We start from the raw sequence: 23136 nt of genomic DNA, 5'->3' as shown, positions 1-23136 counted from the left end.
ACGTACGATGTCGCCGCCGTTCCACCCCAGCACCAGGAGTTGTGTGCCGATGACCACCGCAGCCACCCGCGCGGACCGGAGGATCAGCCCGGTCTTCCTCGGGATCGCCGCCGTCACCGCCGTCGCGGGCTGGGCCGTGTGGGCCGGCTTCGGGGGCGCCACAGGATTCGCGGTCTTCCTTTTCGTCACCGGGGCGTGGGTCGTCTCGCTCTGCCTCCACGAGTACGCCCACGCCCGCACCGCACTGCACAGTGGTGATACATCGATCGGCGCGAAAGGGTATCTGACGCTCAATCCGCTTGCCTATACGCACGCCTTGCTCAGCATCGTGCTGCCCGTCCTCTTCGTCGTCATGGGCGGGATCGGCCTGCCCGGCGGTGCCGTCTACATCGAGCGGGCCCGGATCCACGGGCGGTGGAAGCACAGTCTGATCTCCGCGGCGGGCCCGCTGACGAACGTGGCGTTCGCCATCGTCTGTACGGCCCCGTTCTGGCTGGACGCGCTGGACGGGGTCCCGGTCGCCTTCCGGTACGCGCTGGCGTTCCTGGCGATGCTCCAGGTGACGGCGGCCATCCTGAACTCCCTGCCGATCCCGGGGCTGGACGGCTACGGGGTGATCGAGCCCTGGCTGCCGTACAGGATCCGGCGCCAGGTCGAGCCGATCGCGCCGTTCGGGCTCATCGCGGTCTTCGCGGTCCTGTGGATCCCCGGGGTGAACATCGTGTTCTTCGACGGGATCGACGCGTTGCTGGGCGTCCTGGGCGTCGATGACCTCCAGCGGTACTGCGGGTACGACCTCTACCGCTTCTGGAAGGCGTTCTTCGGCGAGCAGAACCCGGTGTGCGCGGTGGGGTGAGCGCGCGGCCGTCCTCACACCGGGGCGGTCACGCGCTTCGGGCGGGGGCCCCGCCGCCGCCCGTCGCGCAGGGCGGCGGCGAGGATCGCCACGACGACCCCGCCGAAGGCCCAGGCGCCGAGGATCCACAGGGCGCCGGTGGTGGCGTTGCCGTCGAAGTAGACGGTGTTGCGGACCACCGTCGTACCGGCCCCCGGAGGCAGCGCCTGGCCGATCGCGCTCCAGAACGGCGGCAGCAGCGAGGACGGGTACACGCCGCCGGAGCTGGGGTTGCCCAGGATCGTGAAGATCAGGATGGTGAGGCCCAGGCCGACCGTCCCCGCCACCGACTGGAGGGCGACGCCCACGGCGCCGGAGGCGAAGACCACCAGGGTCCCGATGCCGACCAGCTCCCAGAAGGCGCCCGGCAGGCAGTCCAGCACCGGGCCCACGATGATCGCGCCGCCGATGCCCGAGACGAAGCCGTACGGGAGCATCGCCGTCAGCCGGACCAGGGTGCGGCGCAGGGTGGGCTTCTTGGAGCCGGCCGCCATGTTCAGGGCCGAGGCGGCGAGGTAGCCGCCGATGGTCCAGCTGAGGACGAGGTAGAAGGACGACAGGCCCCGCGAGTCGCCTGCCGAGGGCGCGCGGAGGTCGGTCACGACGATCGTGCGGTTCTGCGCCCGCGCGACCTCCTGGAGGATCTCCGTGGCCGCCGTGGAGGCCGACGGGCCGCCCGCCGAGGCGACGAGCAGGGTGTCGGTGCGGCCGGCCGGGTCCACGACGAGGGCGGCGTCGGTGCGCCGGTCCAGCAGCCGCGCCCGTGCCTCGGCGCGGGTCGCGACGGGGGTGACGTGGAGGGGGTCGCCGGGGAGCGCGTCGAGCCGGGCCACCAGGTCGCGTTCGACGGCGGGCGGGGCGACCAGCGTGATCGGGACCTGGCGCGGCTCGGGTGCGTGGAAGGCGCCCATGTAGGAGAGCGCGAAGCCCAGTTGGAGCAGGAGCACCCCGAGCATGACGAGCGCGGACCGGGTGGAGACGGCGTCGCGCACCTCCCCCAGGATGCCCCGGTCCCCGTCGCCCCTCCGTGCGGTCGATCCGGATCCGTACCCGTCGTCCCTCGCGTCTGCCACGCGGTCCTCCCTCGTCGGCCTCGGCACGGCCGTGGCGAGGCCGTCACATGGTCGGCCCCGGGCGGTGTCCGGGCTTCGGGGCGCGCCCGCGAGGGCGGGCCCTCGACCCGAACGGCCCAGGGCCCACGAGGGGTGTGACGGGGAAGTGCGGCGGGGAGGATCAGCGGGCGTCGGCAGCCGCCTCCATGCGCTGCTTGCGCACGTAGAACCACACCATGTTCGACGAGAGCCCCGCGATCAGCACCCAGATGATCCCGAGCAGGCTGCCCTGGACGAAGGAGACCACGGCCGCCGTGACGGCGAGGACGCAGACGACGAGGGCGTAGAGAGCGAGGCGGGGCATGGGGGGCGGCTCCTGTCGGGGAACGGTCGCGGTCCCGTCCAGTGTCCCCCATGCCCCGTTGTGCCCCGCCTCGGGCCCGGGCCCTCGGATCGGGGAGGGGACGGGTCAGACGTCGGTGGTGCGCAGTCCGGCGTGGGCCTTGTAGCGGCGGTTGACCGAGATCAGGTTCGCCACCAGCGACTCGACCTGGTGGGCGTTGCGCAGCCGGCCCGCGAAGATGCCGCGCATCCCGGGGATGCGGCCCGCCAGCGCCTGCACGATGTCCGTGTCGGCCCGCGCCTCGCCCAGGACCAGGACGTCGGTGTCGATCTCCTCGATGGACTCGTCCTGGAGCAGCACCGCCGAGAGGTGGTGGAAGGCGGCGGTGACCCGGGAGTCCGGCAGCAGGGCGGCGGCCTGCTCGGCGGCGCTGCCCTCCTCCGGCTTGAGGGCGTAGGCGCCCTTCTTGTCGAAGCCGAGCGGGTTGACGCAGTCGATGACGAGCTTGCCCGCCAGTTCCTCGCGCAGGGACTCCAGGGTCTTGGCGTGGCCGTCCCACGGCACGGCGACGATCACGATGTCGCTGCGCCGGGCGCATTCCGCGTTGTCCGTGCCCTCGATGCCGTGCCCGAGCTCGGCGGCCGCATCGGCGGCGCGTCCGGCGTCCCGGGAGCCGAGGGTGACCCGCTGTCCGGCGCGGGCGAGCCGGTAGGCGAGGCCGCGCCCCTGTGGGCCGGTCCCGCCGAGTACGCCGACGCTCAGGGCGGAGACGTCGGGGAGGTCCCAGGGGTCCTTGGCGGGGGGCTTGGGCGCGCTGCCGTTGTCCTGTGTGGTCATGGGCCGACCCTACTGCCAGGTAGGGCCAGGAATCCCGCCCGGAGGCCCGATCTCCCCCACGGTACGGCCGGCGGGGAAATCGGTTTGCCCGGAGCGGCCCGCAGTACCGATCATGGCCCCTCGTGACCGAAGCGCCCCCTGCCTCCCCTCCCCCGTCGCGGCTCCGCGCCCTGCTGCCGGACCTCTCGCCGTGGCGTTCCTCGCCCGACTTCCGGCTGCTCTGGATCCAGGGACTGATCACGTACTTCGGCAGCTTCATGGCTCTCATCGCGCTGCCGCTCCAGATCAAGCACCTCACCGGCTCACCGCTCGCGGTCGGGGCGATGGGGGCGGTGGAGCTGGTGCCGCTGGTGGTCTTCGGGCTGTACGGCGGGGCGCTCGCGGACGCCGTGGACCGGCGCCGGGTCATCCTGCTCACCGAGGCGGGGCTCGGCGTGCTCGCCGCGATCCTGCTGGTGAACGCGCTGCTCCCGGAGCCGCTGCTGTGGCCGCTGTACGTGGTGGCCGGCGGGGTAGCCGCACTGGCCGGGCTCCAGCGGCCCGCGCTGGACTCCCTGATGGCCCGGATCGTGCCGCACGCCCAGCAGACGGCGGCGGCCGCCCTGAACTCGCTGCGCTGGCAGATCGGGGCGATCGCGGGCCCGGCGCTGGCCGGTCTGGTGGTGGCGTACGCCGGTCACGGCACGGCGTACGCGGTGACGGTGTGCACGTTCGCCGCCTCGGTCCTGCTCTGCCTGCGGCTCTCCCCCGCGCCGCCCGCCGGGGACGCGGCGAAGCCGTCGCTGCGCGGCATCGTGGAGGGGGCCCGGTACGCCTGGAGCCGGCCGGTGCTGCTGGGGACGTACGCGATCGACCTGGCGGCGATGTTCTTCGCCTTCCCGAACACCATCTTCCCGTTCCTGGCGGACGAGCTGGACGCGGAGTGGTCGCTGGGGCTGATGTACGCGGCGGGCTCGGTGGGCTCGCTGGCGCTGGGACTGACGAGCGGCTGGACGTCCCGGGTGCGGCGGCACGGGCTGTTCGTGGTGTTCGGGGCGGCGGTCTGGGGGCTGGCGATCGCCGCTGCGGGCTCGTTCTCCAACGTGTGGGTGGTGCTGGTCTGCCTGGGCGTGGCGGGGGCGGGCGACATGCTGAGCGGGCTGGGGCGCTCGACCATCTGGAACCAGACGATTCCTCAGGAGCTGCGGGGCCGGCTGGCGGGCATCGAGGTGCTCTCGTACAGCGTGGGGCCGCAGCTGGGGCAGGTGCGGGCCGGGGCGATGGCGGGGTGGACCGGGACCCGGTCGGCGATCTGGACGGGCGGGGTGGCGTGCGTGGCGTCGGTCGTGCTGCTGACGGCGGCGCTGCCGAAGCTGGTCCGGTACGACTCGGAGACGGATGAGGACGCGGTGCGGAGGCGGGGGGCGGGGGCGGGGTGAGGCGGGGCCCGGGCCGGGTGGCCCGGGCCTCCGGGGCTCCGCCCCGTACCCCGCTCCTCGAACGCCGGAAGGGCTGGAAAGACGTCCTGAAGCGCCGGACGGGCTGGAGGGCGCCGCCTCGCGCGCCGGCGAGGCTGAAGGATCTGCTCAGTCGCCGGGCGGGGTGGCACGGTCCCCGTCGTGCCACTTGGGGTCCGTGTCCCATTCCAGGTTCCGGTCGCGGGCCGTGTCCATCGCGTGCTGGGCCGCCTCGCGGGAGGTGTAGGGGCCGAACCGGTTCTGGGCAGGGCACTCCGGGCCCTCCTCGACCTTCTTGTGCTCCAGGCAGTAGTACCATTCGCCCGGTTTGCCGACCGTGCGCTTCTTGAACAGGGCCATCGACGGCTCCTTTCCTCCCTGCCATGGTGCCCCGGGGGCGCTGGTTAGACTCGCTGGCATGTCTGGCCAGTCGCTTCTCGTACCAGGGGAGATCACTCCCGTCCGTTCCGTACCCGGAAACATCCGGCGCCCCGAGTACGTGGGGAAGCCGGCCCCGGCGCCGTACACCGGCCCGGAAATCCAGGACGCCGACACCGTGGAGCGGATGCGGATCGCGGGCCGCATCGCCGCGCAGGCGATGGAGGAGGCCGCCAAGCACATCGCCCCGGGCGTGACCACGGACGAGCTGGACCGGGTCGCGCACGAGTTCATGATCGACCACGGCGCGTACCCCTCCACCCTCGGCTACCGGGGCTTCCCGAAGTCGCTGTGCAGCTCGCTCAACGAGGTCATCTGCCACGGCATCCCCGACTCCACCGTGCTGCGCGACGGAGACATCGTGAACCTGGATGTCACCGCGTACATCAACGGGGTGCACGGCGACAACAACGCCACCTACCTCTGCGGTGACGTGGACGAGGAGTCGCGGCTGCTCGTCGAGCGCACCCGGGAGTCGCTGAACCGGGCCATCAAGGCGGTCCGGCCGGGGCGCCAGATCAACGTCATCGGCCGGGTCATCGAGTCGTACGCGAAGCGGTTCGGGTACGGGGTGGTGCGCGACTTCACCGGGCACGGGATCAACTCCTCGTTCCACTCCGGTCTGATCATTCCGCACTACGACAGCCCGCACGCGACCACCGTGATGCAGCCCGGAATGACGTTCACCATCGAGCCGATGCTGACGCTGGGCACCCACGAGTACGACATGTGGGAGGACGGCTGGACCGTGGTGACGAAGGACCGCAAGCGGACCGCGCAGTTCGAGCACACGCTGGTGGTCACGGAGACCGGTGCGGAGATCCTCACCCTGCCGTAATCACCCGAAAATCCCTTGACCGCCCACCGCGGGCCCTCAGGGCGTATTTTTACCGACAAGCAGTCGGGAACCAATTGACTTAGGTAAACCTAAGTAGGAGGATCGGCATACCGGCACGCGCCGTCGCGGCGGTCGCCTGCCGACTTCCGTCCGTTTCCGGACTTCCCGTCCCCCTCGGTCCCCGGAGGCCCGCCTTGGACGCAACCGCCACCGCCACCCCCTTCTCGACTCTCATCCGCACCGCGTCGCACGAACAGCACACCGAGGCCGAGACCTCGACCTTCATGGGCGACCTGCTCGGCGGGCGGCTGGGTGTCGACGCGTACACGCGCTACACCGAGCAGCTGTGGTTCGTCTACCGGGCGCTGGAGGAGGGCGCGGAGGCCTTGCGGAACGACCCGGTCGCCGGGCCCTTCATCCAGCCCGAGCTGATGCGCTCCACCGAGCTGGAGCGCGACCTGGCGCACCTGCGCGGGGAGAACTGGCGCGACGGCCTGGAGCCGCTGCCGGCGACCGCCGCGTACGCCGCCCGGGTGACCGAGTGCGCGCGCACCTGGCCCGCCGGTTACATAGCGCACCACTACACCCGTTACCTCGGCGACCTCTCGGGCGGCCAGATCATCCGCGACAGGGCGGAGAAGGCCTGGGGCTTCGAGCGCAAGGGCGACGGCGTGCGGTTCTACGTCTTCGAGGAGATCACCAACCCGGCCGCCTTCAAGCGGGCCTACCGCGAGCTGCTGGACGCGGTGAACGCCGACGACCTGGAGAAGCAGCGGATCGTCGAGGAGTGCAAGCGCGCCTTCGCGCTCAACACCGCGGTCTTCCGGGAGCTGGGCGAGGTGTTCCCGCTCAGCGCGTAGCCCCTGCCCTACAGCGTGCGGCCGTCCAGGGGTCAGCCCCGGGCGGCCATCAGGACGCGGCCCCCTACCTCCACCGTGCCGTCCGGCGCGGGTGCTGTGAGGATCTGGGAGCCGCGTCCTTGTGTGATGTTCAGGGCCCGGCCGAGGTGTGCGCTGAGCAGCAGGGCCGCCGCGCCCGTCGCCTCGTCCTCGACGGTGCCCTCCCCGCGCCTCGGGAAGGCCCGCGCGCGCACGCGCCCGGCGGCCTCGTCCTCCCAGGCCCAGGCGTAGAGCCAGCCCTCCCCGGGAGGCGGTCCCGGGAGCGCCTCCACCTCGTCCGCAGTGGCGTACTGCTGGAACGTGCGCGGCGGGGCCCACTCCGGGCGGGCGGTGATCCAGGTGAACTCCCCGTCCTGGCGGGCGAACACGTCCCCGACGGCCAGTTCCAGGACCTCCAGGTCCAGCAGCCAGGCGGCGCCGACCAGCGGGTGCCCGGCGAACGGCAGCCGGAGGCCGGGGGTGTGGATGTCCACCCGGCCGCGCTCCGGGTCGTCGACGAACACGGTCTCGCTGAAGCCCAGTTGTCGGGCCAGCTCCTGCCGGGATGCCTCGTCGGGGTGGCTGCGTCCGTCGCGTACGACGCCGAGGGCGTTGCCGTGGCGTCCGTCGGGTCCGCAGAACACCCGCAGGACGTCGATGCCCCGGGGTACGTCGTAGTGGTTCACGTGCGCATTCAAGCATCACGCGGGGAACGACCGCGGGGCCGCACCGGCAGGCACGGCCCCGCGGGTGGTGCGGAGTCGATCAGACGGTGGCCTCACGGCGACGGCGCGCCGCGACCACGAGGCCGGCACCGGCCGCCACGACAAGGCCGGAGGCGCCGATCAGCGCGCCCGTCGGGACGTCGGAGCCGGTGGCGGCCAGGGCGCCGGAGCCGCCGACCGAACCGCCGGTGGTGGAGCCGCCGGTGGTCCAACCGCCTACCGCGCCGCCACCGGTGGAGGAGCCGCCCGCGGTGGAACCGCCGGTGGAGCCCGAGCCGCCCGTGGAAACGGAGCCGCCCGACGGACCGCCCGTCGAGCCGTCCGGGGGCGGCGTGGCGTCCTTGTCGAGCGAGACGGCGGCGTTCAGGGCGTCCAGCTCATCGCCCTTCTTGTACATGCCGCTGAAGGCCGTCGACGGGCGGCGGATCGGCCCAGTACCGGTCGCGCCGGAAGGGGTAGGTGGGCAGCGGAACCCGGTGCTGGTCCGCGTCGAGCGCGGCACGTTCCAGCGGCACACCACGCGACCACAGCCGCCCGCCGGGGCGCCGTGTCACGGTGTGGGCGCTGAATCCGGACCGCGCCCGCACACCGTTCGCCGCCCCGGTAGGGTTTCGACGGTCAGTGCGGGCGACGGATGCGGAAGGCGCAGAAGCAACGGATGACGAGAGTCCCTAGGGTGAGTCGGCTGACGGCGGCGCTCGCCACGGCGACGGTGCTGTGCGTGACCGCGAGCGGCTGTGTGACGGTGCACGGCGAGCTGGAAGTGCTGCCGGGGGCGACGGAGTCCGAGGCCGCCCAGGCCCTGACGGACTTCATCACCGCCTACAACGCGGCGGACAAGGCCTACGATCCGGCGCTGGACGCGGACCGGGTGACGGGGTCGCTCGGGGCGATCAACCAGGCCGGGCTGAAGGCGCGGCAGACGTACAACCCCGGCGGCAACAAGGCGCACAAGCCGCTGGAGTTGACGGACGCCACCTACGTCATCCCGAAGAAGGCGGGCTGGCCGCGCTGGTTCCTGGCGGACACCGACTCCAACCGGGACGAGGACGGCGGGAAGCTTGACACCCGCTGGCTGGTCGTGTTCGTACGCAGTGGCCCCGGCGCGCTGTGGAAGGCGTCCTATCTCGGGGTCGTCCCGCCGTCCCAGGTGCCGGAGTTCACCCGGGACAAGGACGGGCTCGCCACGCCGGTGGAGCCGCAGAGCGGTGAACTGACCGTTTCTCCGGCCGACTTGAGTATCGCGTACACCGAGTACCTGCAGAAGGGCACCCCGGACGTCTTCGCCCCGAGCACGGCGACCTCGCAGTGGCGCGAGACGCGCCGCACGACCCGACGGGCCGGGTTCTCGTACCAGTACGTCGACCAGCCGCTCTCCGGCGGCACGTTCGGGCCGCTCGGGCTGCGCACCGAGGACGGCGGGGCGCTGGTCTTCTTCAGCAGCAAGCACTTCGAGCGTCAGGTCACGGCGAAGGGGCTGAGGCCGGAGGTCAACGCGGATGTGAAGGCGCTGATGACCGGCGAGGTCACCAACAGCCTCACCAAGGAGCGGATCTCCAGCCAGCTGGTCCATGTGCCCGCGCGTGGGCAGAGCTCCGACTCCGGCGGCCGGGTCCGGCTGCTGAACCGGCTGCCGGGTCTGGTCGCGGCGAAGGGCGAGTAGGAGGGGGAGGGCCCGCATCCCGGGCCCTCCCCCCTCGTAACAGCTCAACGACTCAACGAACTCGACGGCTCAACGGCTCAACGGCCAGGCGATCGAGTCGTGGTCCAGCTCGCTCTGCTCGGCACTGCCCGCATAGCGCGCGCAGGCGTCGGTGAGCGTCTCCAGCAGGGTCAGCGGGTCGGGCAGCTCGTGCTCGGAGCCGCGCACCCAGTGGACGTCGAGCTCACCGGGAAGCCGGGCGGGCGGCAGCAGGACGTAGCTGCCGCGGCAGTGCCAGCGCAGGCCCGGGTGGGCGTCCATGGTCTCGGGGTGGCAGTCCAGCTCGCAGGGCCACCACTCGTCCTCGTCCTCGGGGGTGCCGCGGGTGGCGGTGAAGAAGAGCATCCGGTCCTCGCCGGACTGGGCGACCGGGCCGACATCGATGCCCGCCGCGAGCAGACGCTCCAGGGCGCTGCGGCCGGCGGTGAGCGGGACGTCCAGCACGTCGTGGACCATGCCGGTCGCGGTGATGAAGTTGGCCAGCGGCTGGCTGCGGGCCCAGCGCTCGACCTGGGCGCGGTCGGTGGTCGACTGCGTCTGCCAGGCGAAGGAGATGGGGTGCCGGGCGGGGGTGGGACAGCCGATGCGTTCGCAGGAACATCGGTATCCGAGGGGGTGGGCGGCGGGGGCGATGGGCATGCCCGCGTCGGCGACCGCCAGGAGCATCGCCACTCGGGCCGTCTCCTCGGCTTCGGCCCCCGGTGATTTGGGACGTCGCCGCAGCCACTGGGAGATCCTGCTCTCTGTGCCGCGGAAACGGCCGGAATCGGCGCCCATCTATCCCCTCACCTCAGCATTTCACCTCAGCGTTGCCTCTCCATCGTCGCACCATCTGGCGGTTGGGGTGGCCAGAGTTCACCAGTGGGGCCGTGCACCACTGCACCGAGTGAGCACCATCACGCCCGATGTCGCCACATAACGGATAAGGATCAAGAGCGAGGGGTCAGTCCGCCGAGGGCGTAGTCGACGATCGTGTCGGCGTACGCATGGGTGAGCGGGAGGGTCCTGAGCAGCCAGCGGTGGGTGAGTGGCGCGATCAGGAGCTCCAGGGCGATCCGCGGATCGGCGTCGGGGCGGAGCTGCCCGGCCTCCTGGGCGGCCCGCAGCCGTGTGACATACAACGCGAGCTGCGGGTCGAGCAGCTTCCCGACGAATTCGGCGCCCAGTTTCGCGTCGACGATGCCCTCGGCGGTCAGCGCCCGGGTGGGGGCCTCCATCAGCGGGTCGTTCAGCTCGTCGACGGTGGCCCGGAGGACGAGCTTGAGGTCGGCGGCCAGGTCCCCGGTGTCGGGGATGCCGTACTCGGCGCCGCCCGCCTGCGGGCCCGCCTCCTCGGCGGCCCGGGCGGCCAGGTCCAGGAAGGCCTCCATCAGGACGGCCGCCTTGGAAGGCCACCAGCGGTAGATCGTCTGCTTGCCGACCCCGGCACGGGCGGCGATACCCTCGATCGTCGTACGCCGGTAGCCGCTCTCGCCGACGAGGGCCAGGGCGGCGTCGTAGATGGCCCGGCGGGAGCGGTCGCTGCGGCGGCTGGAGACGGGTGCCTTATGGGGTGCCATACGGCCAATCTAACGCCGGACAAGCCGGAACGTATCGTCTTGCACGGATCCCGTACGTGGGCGGCCGGACGATGGCCGCGGTAGGACGATCGGGTGAACCACCCGATCGGCCTGCGGATCCAGCCCGCACGGCGCACCATGGGCTCACGCGCAGACCATGCGCATCCCACCGTTCCGCGGCCCGGCCGCCGTTCGCGAGGAGCCCCAGTTGAACCGTGACGCCACCCCTCGTCGCTACCTGATGTGCGCCCCGACGCACTTCCGGGTCACCTACTCCATCAACCCGTGGATGGACCCGTCCAAACCCGTCGACCTGCCGCTGGCCCAGACCCAGTGGGAGGACCTGCGCGACCGTTACCGTGCCCTCGGCCACACCGTCGAGCTGCTCACCCCCCGCCCGGAGCTGCCGGACATGGTCTTCGCGGCCAACGGCGCCACGGTGATCGGCGGGCGGGTGCTCGGCGCCCTGTTCGCCTACCGGGAGCGGTTCGAGGAGGCCGAGGCCCACCGCGAGTGGTTCCGGGAGCACGGCTTCACCGACATCCGGGAGCCGGACCACGTCAACGAGGGCGAGGGGGACTTCGCGGTCACCGCCTCCTACCTCCTGGCCGGGCGCGGCTTCCGCTCCAGCCCGCTCTCGCACGACGAGGCCCAGGAGTTCTTCGGGCTGCCGGTCATCGGCCTAGATCTGGTGGACCCGCGCTACTACCACCTGGACACCGCGCTGTGCGTGCTGGACGCGGCGGCGGACGAGATCATGTACTACCCGGACGCCTTCTCCCCCGGCAGCCGGGCCGTGCTGCGCCGGCTCTTCCCGGACGCGCTGCTCGCCCAGGAGGCGGACGCGGCGGCGTTCGGCCTCAACTCGGTCAGCGACGGCCACCACGTCCTGCTGCCCCAGGCGGCGACGGGGCTGCTCGACCCGCTGCGGGACCGGGGCTTCGAGCCGGTCCCGATGGACCTGGGTGAGCTGCTCAAGGGCGGCGGCAGCGTGAAGTGCTGCACACAGGAGCTGCGGGGGTAGGCGCGAGCGCCCCGAGGGGCCTTCCAGCCGCGAATGGACGCCGTGATTCCGCAGAGGAACGATTCAGTGGAGGAACGGCGTCCGTTTTCTTCTGCCCGTGCCGACCGGATCCAGCGCGCCGCCCCGGGGCTGAGGGAGGAGGACGCGGGGGTCGGCCTGAGTCGGCTGGTTCCGCGTCACCACCCGGCTCGGGCCGTGCCCTCCGGCGGCCAGGGGTCGCCCCAGGCGATGCCCCGGGCCGCCCGGTACAGCTCGCCGTGGCGCTTGGTGACCGTGGAGCGGGACAGGCCCTCGTCGCGGGTGCAGAGCTCCAGCAGGACCTGGCCCTTGCGGAGCTGCGGCTTGCGGGTGATCCGGGCGGGCGCCGGGGTGGCGGGGAAGCGGGTGGCGACGACGTAAGCGAACTTCTCGTCCTCGTGGCTGAGCGAGCCGCCCTTGACCTGCCGGTGCAGCGAGGAGCGGCTGACCCGGGCCGAGAAGTGGCACCAGTCCGCGCCGGGGGTGATCGGGCAGGTGCCGCTGTGCGGGCAGGGGGCGGCGATCCGCAGCCCGGCGACGATCAGCCGGTCCCGGGCCTCGACGATCCGGTCGTACCCGTCGGGGGTGCCGGGCTCCACGATCACCACGGCCTGCCCGGCCGCGGCGGCCGCGTCGACCAGCTCGGTCCTGGCCTCGGTGGTGAGCTCCTTGAGTACATAGCTGACGGTGACCAGGTCCGCCGGTGCCAGCTCCAGCGCCGCGCCGATCCGGGCCCGCTCCCAGCGGGCCTCCCGCAGGGACGGCACCCCGGACGCCTCGGCCAGTTCCCGGCCGAGGGCGAGGGCGGGCTCGGCCCAGTCCAGGACGGTCGTCGCCGCACCCTCCCAGGCCCCGGCCACCGCCCAGCTCGCCGCTCCCGTGCCGCCGCCGACGTCGGTGTGGGTGGCCGGCGCCCAGTCGGGCGCGGCCTCGACCAGGGCGTCGAGGGCGGACCGTACGGCTTCGAAGGTGGCGGGCATCCGGTACGCGGCGTACGCGACGACGTCGGAGCGGTCCCGCAGGATCGGGGCGTTGGTCGGGGTCTCCCCGCGGTAGCTGGCGATCAGCCGGTCGACGGCCTGCGCGGCCTGCTTCGGCGGCAGCCCGTCGAGCAGCCCGGCCAGGGCCGCGCGCAGGGACTGGGCGGTGGGGAGGGTGACGTTCACCGACGAATTGTAGGCGGAGGGGGAACCCTCGGGCGCATTCCGCTTGGTCCGGGCAGGGTGGGGTACGGGCCCCTGCGGCGGGTCCGGGTAACCGGTCCGGAACAGGTTTTCCGCGAACTCCACGCGGTCAGAAGGTGGTTGCTACGCTGGCCCGCGCGAGATCGGGACGAGGTACGAGGCTCGCAGCACCGAGCGCTCGGCACGCAGCGCACAGGACGAGATCAGGTTCGGTCCACCGGGGGAGCCATGAGACAGAAGGTCGTGCGGCTGGCCCTGGTCGGCGGGGTGGTCTTCCTCGCCCTGCTCCTCCTCCTGGCGACCTGCGGCGGCAGCCCGGACGGCCAGGGCGGTCAAGGCGCCTCCCCCGCCCCGGCGAAGCGGGTCATGCCGAGCGCGGGGCCGGTCACCCGGCTCACCGTCCCGCCGCAGTACGCCACCGACCGGGGCTGGGAGATCATCGGCTCCTCCCCCGAGGTCGCCGTCTCCCACGCGACGGGCCGCCTCGCCTACCTGGAGCGGTCCGACGGCAACCGCTACCGGCTGCGCACCGTCGACACCGCCACCGGGAAGCTGGGCTGGCGGGGCCAGGCCTGGCGGCCGCCGGACCCGCTGCACTACCCGAGGCTCGCCACGGTCACCGCGGGCGACCGGCAGTACTTCGTGACGTGGTCGTACGGGAAGGTAGGCGACGGGCTGACACCGGCGTCCACCTTCGTCTCCTTCGACGTGTACGGCGTGACGGACGGCGCCCGGCAACGGATCGAGGTGCCGTGGTCCGGCGCCCCGAACGTCGACACGAACGGCCCGGAGATCGTGATCAGCGACGGCCAGGCCAACAGCACGCTGGTCGACCCGGTCACGGGCACGGTCTCCGAACTGAGCGCGGACGAGCTGAAGTACCCCGAGGGCTGCCCGGCCTGCAAACAGCTCACCGAGGTGTACGGGCAGACCGCCGCGGGGCTGCTCGTCGGTGGGGCACGGGAGTTCTGGGTGCGCGGCGGCTGGTTCAGCCGGAACGTGGCGCCCAGGGGCACCGACCGGGGCAGTGGCGTGGTGACGTCGGTGGCCGCGGACCGGGTGCTGGCGAAGTGGGCCCTGGCGAAGAAGGCCAAGCGGGCGGCCACCCATGAGCTGTGGACGGTGCACGACACGGTGACCGGCAGGCCGCTGGTCTCGGTGGAGTGCCACCGGCCCGCCATAAAGCCGGGGCGCTACCCGCAGGCGGTCCTCTCCCCCTCGGGCGACCACCTGATCGCCGGGAACCTGGCCTTCGACCTGGAGGCGGGCCAGGGCCACTGCTTCGAGGAGGACGACGGCTCCAGCCATCTGGCGCTGGCCTCGGTGACGGACGACGGGATCGCGTACGGGGCCGAGAACGCGCGCGACGCCTCGGAGGCGCTCTCCGGGGGCGGGCTGCCCGTCGCGGTGGACCTCGCGGACTGGACGATCGAGCAGCTGTCGCGCAACGCCCGGCTGCCGGGGCTGGAGACGACGGGTGTCGGGGTGTTCCGCTGGACGGACCGGCAGGAGCGGACGCGTCTGATCGGGTATCCGCGTACCGACTGATCGGGCGTCCGCTTACCGACCGACCTGTTGGAACGGGGCTAGAGAGTGCTCTGTCCCGCCCGCTGCCACGGCCGGCACAGCCCGAGGAAGCAGCCCACCGCCGCCACCGCGCACACCACCTGCACGACCGCCATCGGGACGGCCGTGTCCTCCCCCGCGATACCGACCAGCGGCGAGGCGATCGCGCCGATCAGGAACGAGGACGTGCCGAGCAGCGCGGAGGCCGAGCCCGCCGCGTGCTTGGTGCGCATCAGGGCCTGGGCGTTGGTGTTGGGCATCGCCACACCCATCGCCGACATCAGCACGAAGAGTCCGGCCGCGATCGGCACGAGCCCGACCTCGCCGAACACGCCCGTGGTCATGAGCAGCAGCGCCACGGCCGCCAGCACGATGACGGCGAGGCCGAAGCCGAGCACCTTGTCCAGGCTGATCCGGCCCACCAGCAGCTTGCCGTTGATCTGGCCGACCGCGATCAGCCCGATCGAGTTGAGGCCGAACAGCAGGCTGAAGGTCTGCGGGGAGGCTCCGTAGATCTCCTGCACGACGAAGGGGGACGCGGAGATGTAGGCGAACAGGACGGCGAAGGCGAGCCCACCGGTGATCATGTAGCCGGTGAAGACCCGGTCCGCGAGCAGCCCGCGCATCGTGCGCAGGGCCTCGCCGACCCCGCCGGTGTGGCGGCTGCCGGGTGGCAGGGTCTCGTGCAGCCACTTCCAGACGACGAGCGTGAGCACGATCCCGACGCCGGTCAGCACGACGAAGATGCCGCGCCAGTCGGTGAAGCGCATCACCTGGCCCCCGATCAGCGGGGCGATGATCGGGGCGGCGCCGGAGATCAGCATCAGGGTGGAGAAGAAGCGGGCCATCTCCACGCCGTCGTAGAGGTCGCGCACCACCGCCCGGGCGATCACGATGCCCGCGGCGCCCGCGAGCCCCTGGAGGAGGCGGAAGCCGATGAGGAGTTGGGCGGAGGGGGCGAGGGCGCAGATCGCGGTGGCGATGACGTAGACGACCATGCCGAGGAGCAGCGGCCTGCGGCGGCCCCAGCGGTCGCTCATCGGTCCGACGACGAGCTGGCCGAGCGCCATCCCTGCCAGGCACGCGGTCAGTGTGAGCTGGATGGTGGCGGCGGGGGCGCCGAGGGAGTCGGTGACCGCGGGGAGCGCCGGGAGGTACATGTCCATGGAGAGCGGCGGCAGGGCGGTGAGCCCGCCGAGGACCATGGTGACCAGGAACCCGGTGCGCCGGGCCGCCTTGACGGCGGGGCCGGTGAGGGCGCCTGCCTCAGGAGCCGCCGGGAGACCGGCGGGGGCGGTGACCTGCGGGGCGCCCGGGTCGACGGAGAGGGCACCGGCGTCTCCGTGCGGGGTGAGCGGCGCGCTGTCGGTTCCGGGACCGGTCCCGGAGGTCGGTAGGTGTTCTCGCTGGGCCCGGCTGCCGCCGCTGTCCGGCATTCTCGTCTCCACATCGTTGAATCCGCATCTATGCTCTCAGCTCGGCCGGAGTGGTCGATACCTTTTTCGGGCTGGTTGGGGTGGCGGGCATGATCAGGACGGTGCGCTGGGGTGTTCTGGCGACGGGCGGCATAGCCGCGACCTTCACGGCGGACGTACAGGCGCTGCCGGGCGCCGAGGTGGTGGCGGTCGCCTCGCGTACGGAGGCCTCGGCGCGGGCCTTCGCCGAGCGCCACGGGATCGCCCGGGCCTACGGGAGCTGGGCGGAGCTGGTCGCCGACGACGCGGTGGACGTGGTGTACGTGGCCACCCCGCACTCGGCGCACCACGCGGCGGCCGCGCTCGCGCTGAGGGCCGGGAAGCATGTGCTGTGCGAGAAGGCGTTCACGCTCAACAGCCGGGAGGCGAAGGAGCTGGTGGCCCTCGCCCGGGACCGCGGCCTCTTCCTCATGGAGGCCATGTGGACCTATCTCAACCCGGTGGTCCGCCGACTGACGGAGCTGGTGCGGGACGGGGCGATCGGTGAGATCCGCACCGTGCAGGCGGACTTCGGCTTCGCCGGCGACCTCGCCCCCGGCCACCGGCTGCGCGACCCGGACCTGGGCGGCGGGGCGCTGCTGGACCTGGGCGTCTACCCGGTCTCCTTCGCCCACCTGCTGCTGGGCGAGCCGGACCGGATCCAGGCCGACGCGCTGCTCTCCCCCGAGGGCGTCGACCTGAACACGGGGATGCTGCTGGGCTGGGAGTCGGGCGCCACCGCGCTGCTCTCCTGCTCGATCGTCGGCCACCACCCGACGGCGGCCACCGTCATCGGCACGGCCGGGCGGATCGACCTGCCGCGCGACTTCTTCCACCCGGACCACTTCGTGCTGCACCGGTCCGGCAAGGACCCGGAGACGGTCGCCTCGGGGCCCGGGCCAAAGGGCCTGTCCGGCATGCAGTACGAGGCGGCCGAGGTGATGCGCGCGGTCCGGGCGGGTGAGACGGAGTCCCCCCTCGTACCGCTGGAGGGGTCGCTCGCGGTGATGCGGACGCTCGACGCGGTACGGGACCGCATCGGCGTCCGCTACCCGGCGGACACCCCCTAGACCGGTGTCAGCCCCGGGTTCCCCGCCTCGGTGACGAAGGAGCCCGCCGTGGAGACCGGCGCCCCGGGGGTCGTGACGGCCGACACCGTACGGAAGTCGGCGCGCGCCTCCTTCGCGGTGAGGGTGACGACCGCGTAGCCGCGCCGCCCGTCGTAGTGCTTCATGTGCGGGTTGGCGCGGGTCTGGTTCTCCCAGTTGGCGGGCCGCTCAGCGCCGTCCTTGCCGCTGGAGACGGAGGTGGTGACGATCTCCGTGCCGACGGTCCGGGACGCGGGGTCGTCGAAGTCCTTCTTCAGGTCGAAGGCGTACGAGACGTGGACGTCACCGGTGAGGACCATCAGGTTCTCGACCCCGGCCGACTCGGCACCGGCGAGCACCCGCTGCCGGGAGGCCGGGTAGCCGTCCCAGGCGTCCATGGAGAGCTTGTAGGCGGCGGTGGGCACGTCCCGCCGCCGGGCGAACGTGACCTGCTGGGGCACGACGTTCCAGGTGGCGTCCGAGGCGCGCCAGCCGTCGATCAGCCAGCGTTCCTGGGCGGCCCCGGTCATCGTCCGCGCGGGGTCCTCGGACTCGGGGCCGGGGGTGCGCCAGCCGTCCCCGTACGCCTGGTCGCTGCGGTACTGGCGGGTGTCGAGGATGTCGAACTGGGCGAGCCGTCCGAAGGTGAGGCGGCGGTGGAGCCGCATGTCGGGGCCGGTGGGGCGCTGCGGGGCGCGCAGGGGCTGGTTCTCCCAGTACGCGCGGTACGCGGAGGCCCGGCGCAGCAGGAACTCCTCGGGGGGCACGTCGTTCTCGGGGATCTCGCCCGCGTAGTTGTTCTCTGTCTCGTGGTCGTCCCAGGTGACGACGAAGGGGTGGGCGGCGTGGGCGGCTCGCAGGTCCGGGTCGGACTTGTAGAGGGCGTAGCGCAGCCGGTAGTCCTCCAGGGTGACCGTCTCGCGGTTGTAGTGGGCCGGGAGGCGGCGGTCGGTGTAGTTGCGGGCGCCGCCGGTGGCGGTGACGGCGTACTCGTAGAGGTAGTCCCCGAGGTGGAAGACCACGTCGACGTCCTCGGCGGCGAGGTGGCGGTGGGCGGTGAAGTACCCGTCGTGGTACGCCTGGCAGGAGACTGCGGCCAGGGTGAGGGAGCTGTTGCGGGTCCCGGCGGCGGGCGCGGTGCGGGTGCGGCCGACAGGGCTGGTCCAGCTGCCGGTGCGGAAGCGGTAGTGGTAGACGCGGCCGGAGTCGAGGCCCTGGACGTCGGCGCGGACGCTGTGGGCGAACTCCGCGTGGGCGGTGACCGATCCGCGCCGCGCGATGCGGCGGAAGCCCTCGTCGTGGGCGAGCTCCCAGGTCACCTCGACGCGGCCGGCGGGGAGGCCGCCGGCGGGCTCGTAGGGGCGGGGCGCGAGCCGGGTCCAGATGAGGACGGAGCCGGGGAGCGGGTCGCCGGAGGCGACGCCGAGGGTGAAGGGGTTCTCGGTGATCCTGCGGGCGTCCAGCTCGGCGGCGCTCGCCGTGCCTGCGGCGGGCAGGTTCATCGCGAAGGCGAGCGCGGCCACGGCTCCCGCCCCGGTGAGCAGACGGCGGCGGTCCAGGCCGCCCGGCCGGGATAACCGGGTGGTGGCGGTGGAGAGTTCGGCGGGTCGGTCACCCTCGGCTGATCGAACGTTCTGCGTGGATCGGACACCCTGGCCGGGCGCCGTGGAGGTCGGTGCGACTGTCATATGCCCCTCGCTTGCCGGATGCTGCCGGATGCTGTCGGAATCCAGCGCACCGACGGCGCACGACGCGCCGTTGTCGCGTGCACAACATCCGCATGGCGGGTCGATGAGCACCGCGTGCCCTGTGCACCGACCTCTCCCGTACGCTGCCGGGCCATGAACACTGATCGACGAGTCGCTGTGGTCACGGGAGCCGGATCGGGCATCGGGCGGGCCGTCGCGCTCGCCCTCGCGGGCGCGGGGTGGTCGCTCGCGCTGGCGGGGCGGCGGGCGGAACCGCTGGCGGAGACGGCCGCGGCGGCCGGAGCCCCGGACGCGCTGTGCGTCACCACGGACGTGACCGACGAGAACGAGGTCGGCGCGCTCTTCGCCGCCGTACGGGAGCGCTTCGGCCGGCTGGACCTGCTGTTCAACAACGCGGGCACGTTCGGCCCCGGCGGCGTGCCGCTGGAAGACCTCACCGCGGCGGACTGGCGGGCCGTGGTGGACGTGAACCTGACGGGGGCGTTCCTCTGCGCGCAGGCGGCGTACCGGCTGATGAAGGAGCAGGACCCGCGGGGCGGCCGGATCATCAACAACGGCTCGATCTCCGCCCACGCGCCGCGCCCGCACTCGGTCGCCTACACGGCGACCAAGCACGCGATCACCGGGCTGACGAAGTCGCTGTCGCTGGACGGGCGCCCGTACCGGATCGCCTGCGGTCAGATCGACATCGGCAACGCGGCGACCGAGATGACCGAGCGGATGCAGACCGGCATCCTCCAGGCGAACGGCGAACTGGCCGTGGAGCCGGTGATGGCGGCGGCCGATGTGGCGCGGACCGTGGTGCACATGGCGGAGCTGCCGCTGGAGGCGAACATCCCGTTCCTGACGGTGGTGGCGACGAACATGCCGTACGTGGGACGAGGCTGAGGAGCACCGCCGGATGACGCTTCGGACGTGATCATTCCTTTCCGAACTTGGCTTCAGCCGACCGACTTTGACGATTTTCCCACTCCCGGATGAGGAAGCGCGCATTGACCGTATGATCGCATCTCGTTACACCTTCACCGGAACGACACAGAAGGAACACCGCATGCGCATACGCACCGCTGCGCCGATCGCCCTGGCCGCCGCCACCGCCCTGGCCGGCTCGCTCCTCGCCACGGCAGCACCGGCCTCGGCGGCCGCCCACCAGGGCGGGCTGCACTTCGGCATCATCCAGTACGACGGTCCCGGCAAGGACGACCGGTCGCAGAAGTCGCTCAACGCCGAGTGGGTGAACATCCACAACAACGGCAAGAAGAAGGTCCAGCTCAAGGGCTACAAGGTGAAGGACAACACCGGCTACACCTACACCTTCGGCAGCTACACGATCGGTGCGGGCAAGACCGTCAAGGTCCGCACCGGCAAGGGCAAGGACGTCGCGGGCACCGTGCACTGGAACCGGGGCTCGTACGTGTGGAACAACACCGGCGACAAGGCCCGGCTGATCAAGCCGAGTGGCAAGCTCCAGGACTCCTGCTCCTGGGGGAAGTCGACCGCGGCGAACAAGGGCATCAAGAACTGCCACTGACCGGTCGCCGCACCGGTCGTCGTGCTGATGGGGGCTGCCGCGGTGCGGGGGGGCTGCGGCAGCCGTACGGCGAGGAGCCGGGCGGGAATGCCGTGAGCGGCGACAGGGTTGGACTGCTCCATGACACCTGATCACGGCCACCGCCCCGAGGTCCTTCGCTACACCGCCTTCTCCGCCGACCCCGAGGGCGGAAACCCCGCAGGGGTCGTCCTGGACGCGTCGGGGCTGGACGAGGAGCGGATGCTCGCCGTCGCGGCGGAGCTGGGCTACAGCGAGACGGCGTTCCTCACGGAGCGGACCGGCGAAGGCGCTTACACGATCCGCTACTTCAGCCCCAGGGCCGAGGTGCCGTTCTGCGGCCACGCCACGGTCGCCACCGCCGTCGCGCTGGCCGAGCGGGACGGACCGGGCGCGCTGGAGTTCGCCACGGCCGCAGGCCAGGTGCCGGTCACCGTCGTCCGGGAGGGCGGCGAGCTGCGAGCCACCCTGACCAGCGTGGTCCCGCACGTCACGGAGATCGGCGCCGCGGACCTCACGGAGGCACTGGCGGCCCTGAACTGGCCGGCCACCGATCTCGACGCCGCCCTGCCACCCCGGATCGCCTACGCGGGCGCCCGCCACCTGGTGGTGGCCGCCGCGACCCGTGAGCGGCTCGCGGACCTCGCGTACGACTTCGTCCGGCTGGAGGCGCTGATGCGCCGGCTCGACCTGACGACCCTGCAACTGGTGTGGCGCGAGGCGCCGGAGGTCTTCCACGTCCGGGACCCGTTCCCGGTGGGCGGGGTGGTCGAGGACCCGGCGACCGGCGCCGCGGCGGCCGCGTTCGGCGCGTACGTACGCGAGCTGGGGCTCGTCCCGGAGGCCGCCGTCCTGACCCTGCACCAGGGCGTGGACATGGGCCGCCCCGGCACCCTCACGGTGGAGCTGCGCGCCGGGGACGACCGGGTGCGGGTCGCCGGGAGTGGGGCACGGATCGGCTAGGGCGTCCGGCGGATCAGGGCCGGATAGGCCCTGCCCCCCCGGGAGGATGGGTCAGCCGGTGAGCTCCTTGACCGGGGAGACGTGGGCGAACCAGCGCTCCGTCTCCTCCGGTCCGAAGGGGCGTTCCAGGATGACGTCACCGCGCATGCCCGGGAAGAAGCGGCCCGCGGGCCAGGACCGCCGGTAGGACGGCTCGTCCAGCACCAGCAGGCGTACGCCGTCGACCACGGGGATGTCCGCCGGGGCCCCCTCGTTCCAGAGCCGGCCGCCGTCCGGGGCGGTCAGGTCGAAGGCGCCCACGGTGTCCACCTGCCCCGGGGTCTCCCGGCAGACGGCGACCTCCTGCGGCGAGGGTGCGTGGCCCGCCACATGGCCGCCGCCTATGAGCGCGTCGGCGAGCAGGGTGTGCAGCTGGAAGTTGTCGCCGATGCCGAAGAACCGCAGGGCGTAGCCGGTGCCGCTGGGCCGGTGGAGGGCGACGAGCGGTTCGTCGTCCAGCACCTGGAGGGCGTGGCCGAGGGACCTGAACTGCCGTCCGGACGCCTGTTCCACGGCGGTGAGCAGCCGCAGCAGCTCGTCCCGGTCGCCGCCGGCCCCGGCGCGTACGGCCCGGTGGTTCAGCAGGGCGACGGCCGCCATCTCCCACTGGGGCAGCGTCCACCAGCCGACCGCCGCGTCGGACCCCGCCCTCCCGGCGATCTCCTCGCCCGGCTCACCGGCGTCCGGCGCGGGAAACGGACCGCCGCCGGTCGCCGCCCACGCCTCGGCGAAGGCAGCGGCCGCCTCAAGTGCCGCCCGCAGCCCGGCCCGTACGCCCGGGGCGCAGCGCTCGGCGTCCGCGCCGCGCTCCACGCAGGCCCCGACGAGGACGGCGACGACGGCACGGGGGCCCGGCGGGACCTGCTCCAGTACGGCGGCGAGGCGCGGCCCGCCGTCCAGCAGCTCGGCCTCCTTGGCCTGCCCGAAGGTCTCCTGCAGCCGGACGAACGCCTTGCCGGACCGTTTCGCGTCCTGGGCCACCACCGCGGCCTCGAAGTCCGCGACCGCTCCCCCGAACCCGGCCTTGCTGAATATCATTCCAGCACCTTATCGACGCCCCTCCGGGCACCGTGAAGCCGGTCGCCGACCGGGGCTTCCGCGGCCCTCACCGAACGAAGACCCCGGCCCGGGCGGCGGCGGCCGCAGCGTCGGCGGCACGGTCGGCGGCGGCCTCGTCCAGGGGGGCACCGCTGGCCAGCAGCCGGTAGTACAGCGGCGCCGAGACGGCAGCGACCACCTCGCCCGGATCCGTCCCCGCGGGCAGCTCGCCGCGCGCGACGGCCGCCTCGACACAGCCCGACCACTCCCCGATGCGTACCGCGTAGAAGCGGTGGAGGGCCTCGGCGGCCCGCGGATCGCAGGTGGCGGCCGCGATGACGGCCGCGAAGAGAGCCCCCTGACGGGGATCGGTCAGCGTCCGGACGACGAGGCGGGCGTTGGCCCGGAGATCCTCGGCCAGCGATCCGGTGTCGGTGCGCGGCAGGGACTGCTCCGCCATGTCCGTGAGCAGGTCGGCGACCAGCCCGGCGGGGGTGGACCAGCGGCGGTAGACGGTCGTCTTGCCGACCCCGGCGCGACGGGCGACGTCGGCCAGGTCGAGCCGGTCGAAGCCGTCCCGGGCCAGCGCGTCACCGGCCGCGCGCAACACGGCTTCCCGCACCCGGGCGGTGCGGCCGCCGGGGCGCACGGTGCCCGGTTCGCCCCCGTCGACGACCATGTCGCCGTCGGCACCTTCAGACGCCATAACGGTTCTCCAGTTCCATTAATGCCTCTCCTCCTGCTACCGTGACGCCACCCTAACGGAACCACAGAACCGTTAGAGCCTCATGTCCTCTGCCC

The 23136-nt window shown here is 72.6% G+C and carries 23 protein-coding genes and 1 pseudogene; 11 read left to right on the top strand and 13 right to left on the bottom strand.

Annotation, left to right across the window (positions count from 1 at the left end):
- Nucleotides 1-49: 49 nt before the first annotated feature.
- Nucleotides 50-856, top strand: coding sequence for a site-2 protease family protein (locus AMK21_RS03710; protein WP_073874058.1), 807 nt, complete (start codon nt 50-52; stop codon nt 854-856).
- Nucleotides 857-870: 14 nt separating this feature from the next.
- On the opposite strand, the gene AMK21_RS03705 is transcribed toward AMK21_RS03710, so the two are convergent.
- The 3 genes from AMK21_RS03705 to npdG all read right to left on the bottom strand — a co-directional run bounded on the left by AMK21_RS03705 (nt 871) and on the right by npdG (nt 3127).
- Nucleotides 871-1968 (bottom strand): ABC transporter permease, encoded by a 1098-nt coding sequence (locus AMK21_RS03705; protein WP_234421815.1) that lies wholly within the window; start codon nt 1966-1968, stop codon nt 871-873.
- A gap of 160 nt (nt 1969-2128) precedes the next feature.
- Nucleotides 2129-2311 (bottom strand): hypothetical protein, encoded by a 183-nt coding sequence (locus AMK21_RS03700; RefSeq protein ID WP_073874056.1) that lies wholly within the window; start codon nt 2309-2311, stop codon nt 2129-2131.
- A 105-nt stretch (nt 2312-2416) separates the two neighbouring features.
- Complete coding sequence (npdG, locus tag AMK21_RS03695; protein WP_073874054.1) at nt 2417-3127, bottom strand: NADPH-dependent F420 reductase; 711 nt, start codon at nt 3125-3127, stop codon at nt 2417-2419.
- 122 nt (nt 3128-3249) lie between these two features.
- Between npdG and AMK21_RS03690 the strand changes: the two genes are divergently transcribed.
- On the top strand, nt 3250-4545 hold the full coding sequence (locus tag AMK21_RS03690; RefSeq protein ID WP_073874053.1) for an MFS transporter: 1296 nt from the start codon (nt 3250-3252) through the stop codon (nt 4543-4545).
- Between the two features lie 147 nt (nt 4546-4692).
- Here the strand turns inward: AMK21_RS03690 and AMK21_RS03685 are convergent, their stop codons facing one another.
- On the bottom strand, nt 4693-4923 hold the full coding sequence (locus AMK21_RS03685) for a hypothetical protein (RefSeq protein WP_073874051.1): 231 nt from the start codon (nt 4921-4923) through the stop codon (nt 4693-4695).
- Nucleotides 4924-4981: 58 nt separating this feature from the next.
- Here AMK21_RS03685 and map point away from each other — a divergent pair, with 58 nt between their 5' ends.
- Both map and AMK21_RS03675 read left to right on the top strand, forming a co-directional pair.
- Nucleotides 4982-5839, top strand: coding sequence for a type I methionyl aminopeptidase (gene map / locus AMK21_RS03680; RefSeq protein WP_073874049.1), 858 nt, complete (start codon nt 4982-4984; stop codon nt 5837-5839).
- A gap of 194 nt (nt 5840-6033) precedes the next feature.
- Nucleotides 6034-6699: a heme oxygenase (biliverdin-producing) gene (locus AMK21_RS03675; protein WP_073874047.1), complete on the top strand. Its 666-nt coding sequence runs from the start codon at nt 6034-6036 to the stop codon at nt 6697-6699.
- A 32-nt stretch (nt 6700-6731) separates the two neighbouring features.
- Here the strand turns inward: AMK21_RS03675 and AMK21_RS03670 are convergent, their stop codons facing one another.
- Both AMK21_RS03670 and AMK21_RS03665 read right to left on the bottom strand, forming a co-directional pair.
- Nucleotides 6732-7403, bottom strand: coding sequence for a PhzF family phenazine biosynthesis protein (locus tag AMK21_RS03670; protein ID WP_073874045.1), 672 nt, complete (start codon nt 7401-7403; stop codon nt 6732-6734).
- Nucleotides 7404-7482: 79 nt separating this feature from the next.
- Nucleotides 7483-7851: pseudogene (locus AMK21_RS03665) on the bottom strand (LPXTG cell wall anchor domain-containing protein); the annotation flags it as partial.
- 249 nt (nt 7852-8100) lie between these two features.
- Here AMK21_RS03665 and AMK21_RS03660 point away from each other — a divergent pair.
- Nucleotides 8101-9105 (top strand): hypothetical protein, encoded by a 1005-nt coding sequence (locus AMK21_RS03660; protein WP_073874043.1) that lies wholly within the window; start codon nt 8101-8103, stop codon nt 9103-9105.
- Between the two features lie 69 nt (nt 9106-9174).
- Here AMK21_RS03660 and AMK21_RS03655 read toward each other — a convergent pair whose 3' ends face one another.
- Nucleotides 9175-9921 carry a bifunctional DNA primase/polymerase gene (locus AMK21_RS03655; protein WP_073874041.1) on the bottom strand — a complete coding sequence of 249 codons (747 nt, stop codon included), beginning with the start codon at nt 9919-9921 and terminating at the stop codon, nt 9175-9177.
- 152 nt (nt 9922-10073) lie between these two features.
- Entirely contained in the window at nt 10074-10703 is a 630-nt protein-coding gene (locus AMK21_RS03650; protein WP_073874039.1) for a TetR/AcrR family transcriptional regulator, read from the bottom strand.
- A gap of 157 nt (nt 10704-10860) precedes the next feature.
- Here AMK21_RS03650 and ddaH point away from each other — a divergent pair, with 157 nt between their 5' ends.
- Nucleotides 10861-11727 carry a dimethylargininase gene (ddaH, locus tag AMK21_RS03645; protein ID WP_374194606.1) on the top strand — a complete coding sequence of 289 codons (867 nt, stop codon included), beginning with the start codon at nt 10861-10863 and terminating at the stop codon, nt 11725-11727.
- Nucleotides 11728-11903: 176 nt separating this feature from the next.
- Here the strand turns inward: ddaH and AMK21_RS03640 are convergent, their stop codons facing one another.
- Complete coding sequence (locus tag AMK21_RS03640) at nt 11904-12911, bottom strand: small ribosomal subunit Rsm22 family protein (protein WP_073874272.1); 1008 nt, start codon at nt 12909-12911, stop codon at nt 11904-11906.
- Nucleotides 12912-13157: 246 nt separating this feature from the next.
- On the opposite strand from AMK21_RS03640, the gene AMK21_RS03635 reads away from it, so the two are divergent.
- Complete coding sequence (locus tag AMK21_RS03635; protein WP_073874035.1) at nt 13158-14477, top strand: hypothetical protein; 1320 nt, start codon at nt 13158-13160, stop codon at nt 14475-14477.
- A 38-nt stretch (nt 14478-14515) separates the two neighbouring features.
- Here AMK21_RS03635 and AMK21_RS03630 read toward each other — a convergent pair whose 3' ends face one another.
- Nucleotides 14516-15931 (bottom strand): multidrug effflux MFS transporter, encoded by a 1416-nt coding sequence (locus AMK21_RS03630; RefSeq protein ID WP_073874033.1) that lies wholly within the window; start codon nt 15929-15931, stop codon nt 14516-14518.
- Between the two features lie 89 nt (nt 15932-16020).
- Here AMK21_RS03630 and AMK21_RS03625 point away from each other — a divergent pair, with 89 nt between their 5' ends.
- Nucleotides 16021-17019: a Gfo/Idh/MocA family protein gene (locus AMK21_RS03625; RefSeq protein WP_073874270.1), complete on the top strand. Its 999-nt coding sequence runs from the start codon at nt 16021-16023 to the stop codon at nt 17017-17019.
- Here AMK21_RS03625 and AMK21_RS03620 read toward each other — a convergent pair.
- Nucleotides 17016-18725: an alkaline phosphatase D family protein gene (locus AMK21_RS03620; protein WP_073874031.1), complete on the bottom strand. Its 1710-nt coding sequence runs from the start codon at nt 18723-18725 to the stop codon at nt 17016-17018. The two genes, AMK21_RS03625 and AMK21_RS03620, sit on opposite strands and share 4 nt — an antisense overlap.
- A 153-nt stretch (nt 18726-18878) precedes the next feature.
- On the opposite strand from AMK21_RS03620, the gene AMK21_RS03615 reads away from it, so the two are divergent.
- The 3 genes from AMK21_RS03615 (at nt 18879) to AMK21_RS03605 (ending at nt 21258) form a co-directional block, all read left to right on the top strand.
- The gene (locus AMK21_RS03615; RefSeq protein WP_073874029.1) at nt 18879-19634 is read left to right on the top strand and encodes an SDR family oxidoreductase; all 756 of its coding nucleotides are present in this window, start codon (nt 18879-18881) and stop codon (nt 19632-19634) included.
- A 163-nt stretch (nt 19635-19797) separates the two neighbouring features.
- A complete protein-coding gene (locus AMK21_RS03610) occupies nt 19798-20277 on the top strand; it encodes a lamin tail domain-containing protein (protein WP_073874026.1) in 480 nt (159 codons plus the stop codon).
- 120 nt (nt 20278-20397) lie between these two features.
- Nucleotides 20398-21258 carry a PhzF family phenazine biosynthesis protein gene (locus AMK21_RS03605; RefSeq protein WP_073874024.1) on the top strand — a complete coding sequence of 287 codons (861 nt, stop codon included), beginning with the start codon at nt 20398-20400 and terminating at the stop codon, nt 21256-21258.
- Between the two features lie 51 nt (nt 21259-21309).
- Here the strand turns inward: AMK21_RS03605 and AMK21_RS03600 are convergent, their stop codons facing one another.
- Both AMK21_RS03600 and AMK21_RS03595 read right to left on the bottom strand, forming a co-directional pair.
- Nucleotides 21310-22335: a hypothetical protein gene (locus AMK21_RS03600; protein ID WP_073874022.1), complete on the bottom strand. Its 1026-nt coding sequence runs from the start codon at nt 22333-22335 to the stop codon at nt 21310-21312.
- A gap of 67 nt (nt 22336-22402) precedes the next feature.
- Nucleotides 22403-23041, bottom strand: coding sequence for a TetR/AcrR family transcriptional regulator (locus AMK21_RS03595; RefSeq protein WP_199863094.1), 639 nt, complete (start codon nt 23039-23041; stop codon nt 22403-22405).
- Nucleotides 23042-23136 lie beyond the last annotated feature (95 nt).

Origin of the sequence: Streptomyces sp. CB00316 (assembly GCF_001905595.1) — a bacterium.
GTDB lineage: Bacteria > Actinomycetota > Actinomycetes > Streptomycetales > Streptomycetaceae > Streptomyces.
This window is presented reverse-complemented; position numbering and strand designations above follow the sequence as displayed.

What these genes read in the sequence shown, in the direction of transcription:
- AMK21_RS03700 (WP_073874056.1), bottom strand. Translation starts at nt 2,311, where the DNA reads ATGCCCCGCCTCGCTCTCTACGCCCTCGTCGTCTGCGTCCTCGCCGTC.
- AMK21_RS03625 (WP_073874270.1), top strand. Translation starts at nt 16,021, where the DNA reads ATGATCAGGACGGTGCGCTGGGGTGTTCTGGCGACGGGCGGCATAGCC.
- AMK21_RS03630 (WP_073874033.1), bottom strand. Translation starts at nt 15,931, where the DNA reads ATGCCGGACAGCGGCGGCAGCCGGGCCCAGCGAGAACACCTACCGACC.
- AMK21_RS03595 (WP_199863094.1), bottom strand. Translation starts at nt 23,041, where the DNA reads ATGGCGTCTGAAGGTGCCGACGGCGACATGGTCGTCGACGGGGGCGAA.
- AMK21_RS03685 (WP_073874051.1), bottom strand. Translation starts at nt 4,923, where the DNA reads ATGGCCCTGTTCAAGAAGCGCACGGTCGGCAAACCGGGCGAATGGTAC.
- AMK21_RS03635 (WP_073874035.1), top strand. Translation starts at nt 13,158, where the DNA reads ATGAGACAGAAGGTCGTGCGGCTGGCCCTGGTCGGCGGGGTGGTCTTC.
- AMK21_RS03610 (WP_073874026.1), top strand. Translation starts at nt 19,798, where the DNA reads ATGCGCATACGCACCGCTGCGCCGATCGCCCTGGCCGCCGCCACCGCC.
- AMK21_RS03655 (WP_073874041.1), bottom strand. Translation starts at nt 9,921, where the DNA reads ATGGGCGCCGATTCCGGCCGTTTCCGCGGCACAGAGAGCAGGATCTCC.
- AMK21_RS03600 (WP_073874022.1), bottom strand. Translation starts at nt 22,335, where the DNA reads ATGATATTCAGCAAGGCCGGGTTCGGGGGAGCGGTCGCGGACTTCGAG.
- map (WP_073874049.1), top strand. Translation starts at nt 4,982, where the DNA reads ATGTCTGGCCAGTCGCTTCTCGTACCAGGGGAGATCACTCCCGTCCGT.
- npdG (WP_073874054.1), bottom strand. Translation starts at nt 3,127, where the DNA reads ATGACCACACAGGACAACGGCAGCGCGCCCAAGCCCCCCGCCAAGGAC.
- ddaH (WP_374194606.1), top strand. Translation starts at nt 10,861, where the DNA reads ATGCGCATCCCACCGTTCCGCGGCCCGGCCGCCGTTCGCGAGGAGCCC.
- AMK21_RS03605 (WP_073874024.1), top strand. Translation starts at nt 20,398, where the DNA reads ATGACACCTGATCACGGCCACCGCCCCGAGGTCCTTCGCTACACCGCC.
- AMK21_RS03620 (WP_073874031.1), bottom strand. Translation starts at nt 18,725, where the DNA reads ATGACAGTCGCACCGACCTCCACGGCGCCCGGCCAGGGTGTCCGATCC.
- AMK21_RS03615 (WP_073874029.1), top strand. Translation starts at nt 18,879, where the DNA reads ATGAACACTGATCGACGAGTCGCTGTGGTCACGGGAGCCGGATCGGGC.
- AMK21_RS03710 (WP_073874058.1), top strand. Translation starts at nt 50, where the DNA reads ATGACCACCGCAGCCACCCGCGCGGACCGGAGGATCAGCCCGGTCTTC.
- AMK21_RS03660 (WP_073874043.1), top strand. Translation starts at nt 8,101, where the DNA reads ATGACGAGAGTCCCTAGGGTGAGTCGGCTGACGGCGGCGCTCGCCACG.
- AMK21_RS03650 (WP_073874039.1), bottom strand. Translation starts at nt 10,703, where the DNA reads ATGGCACCCCATAAGGCACCCGTCTCCAGCCGCCGCAGCGACCGCTCC.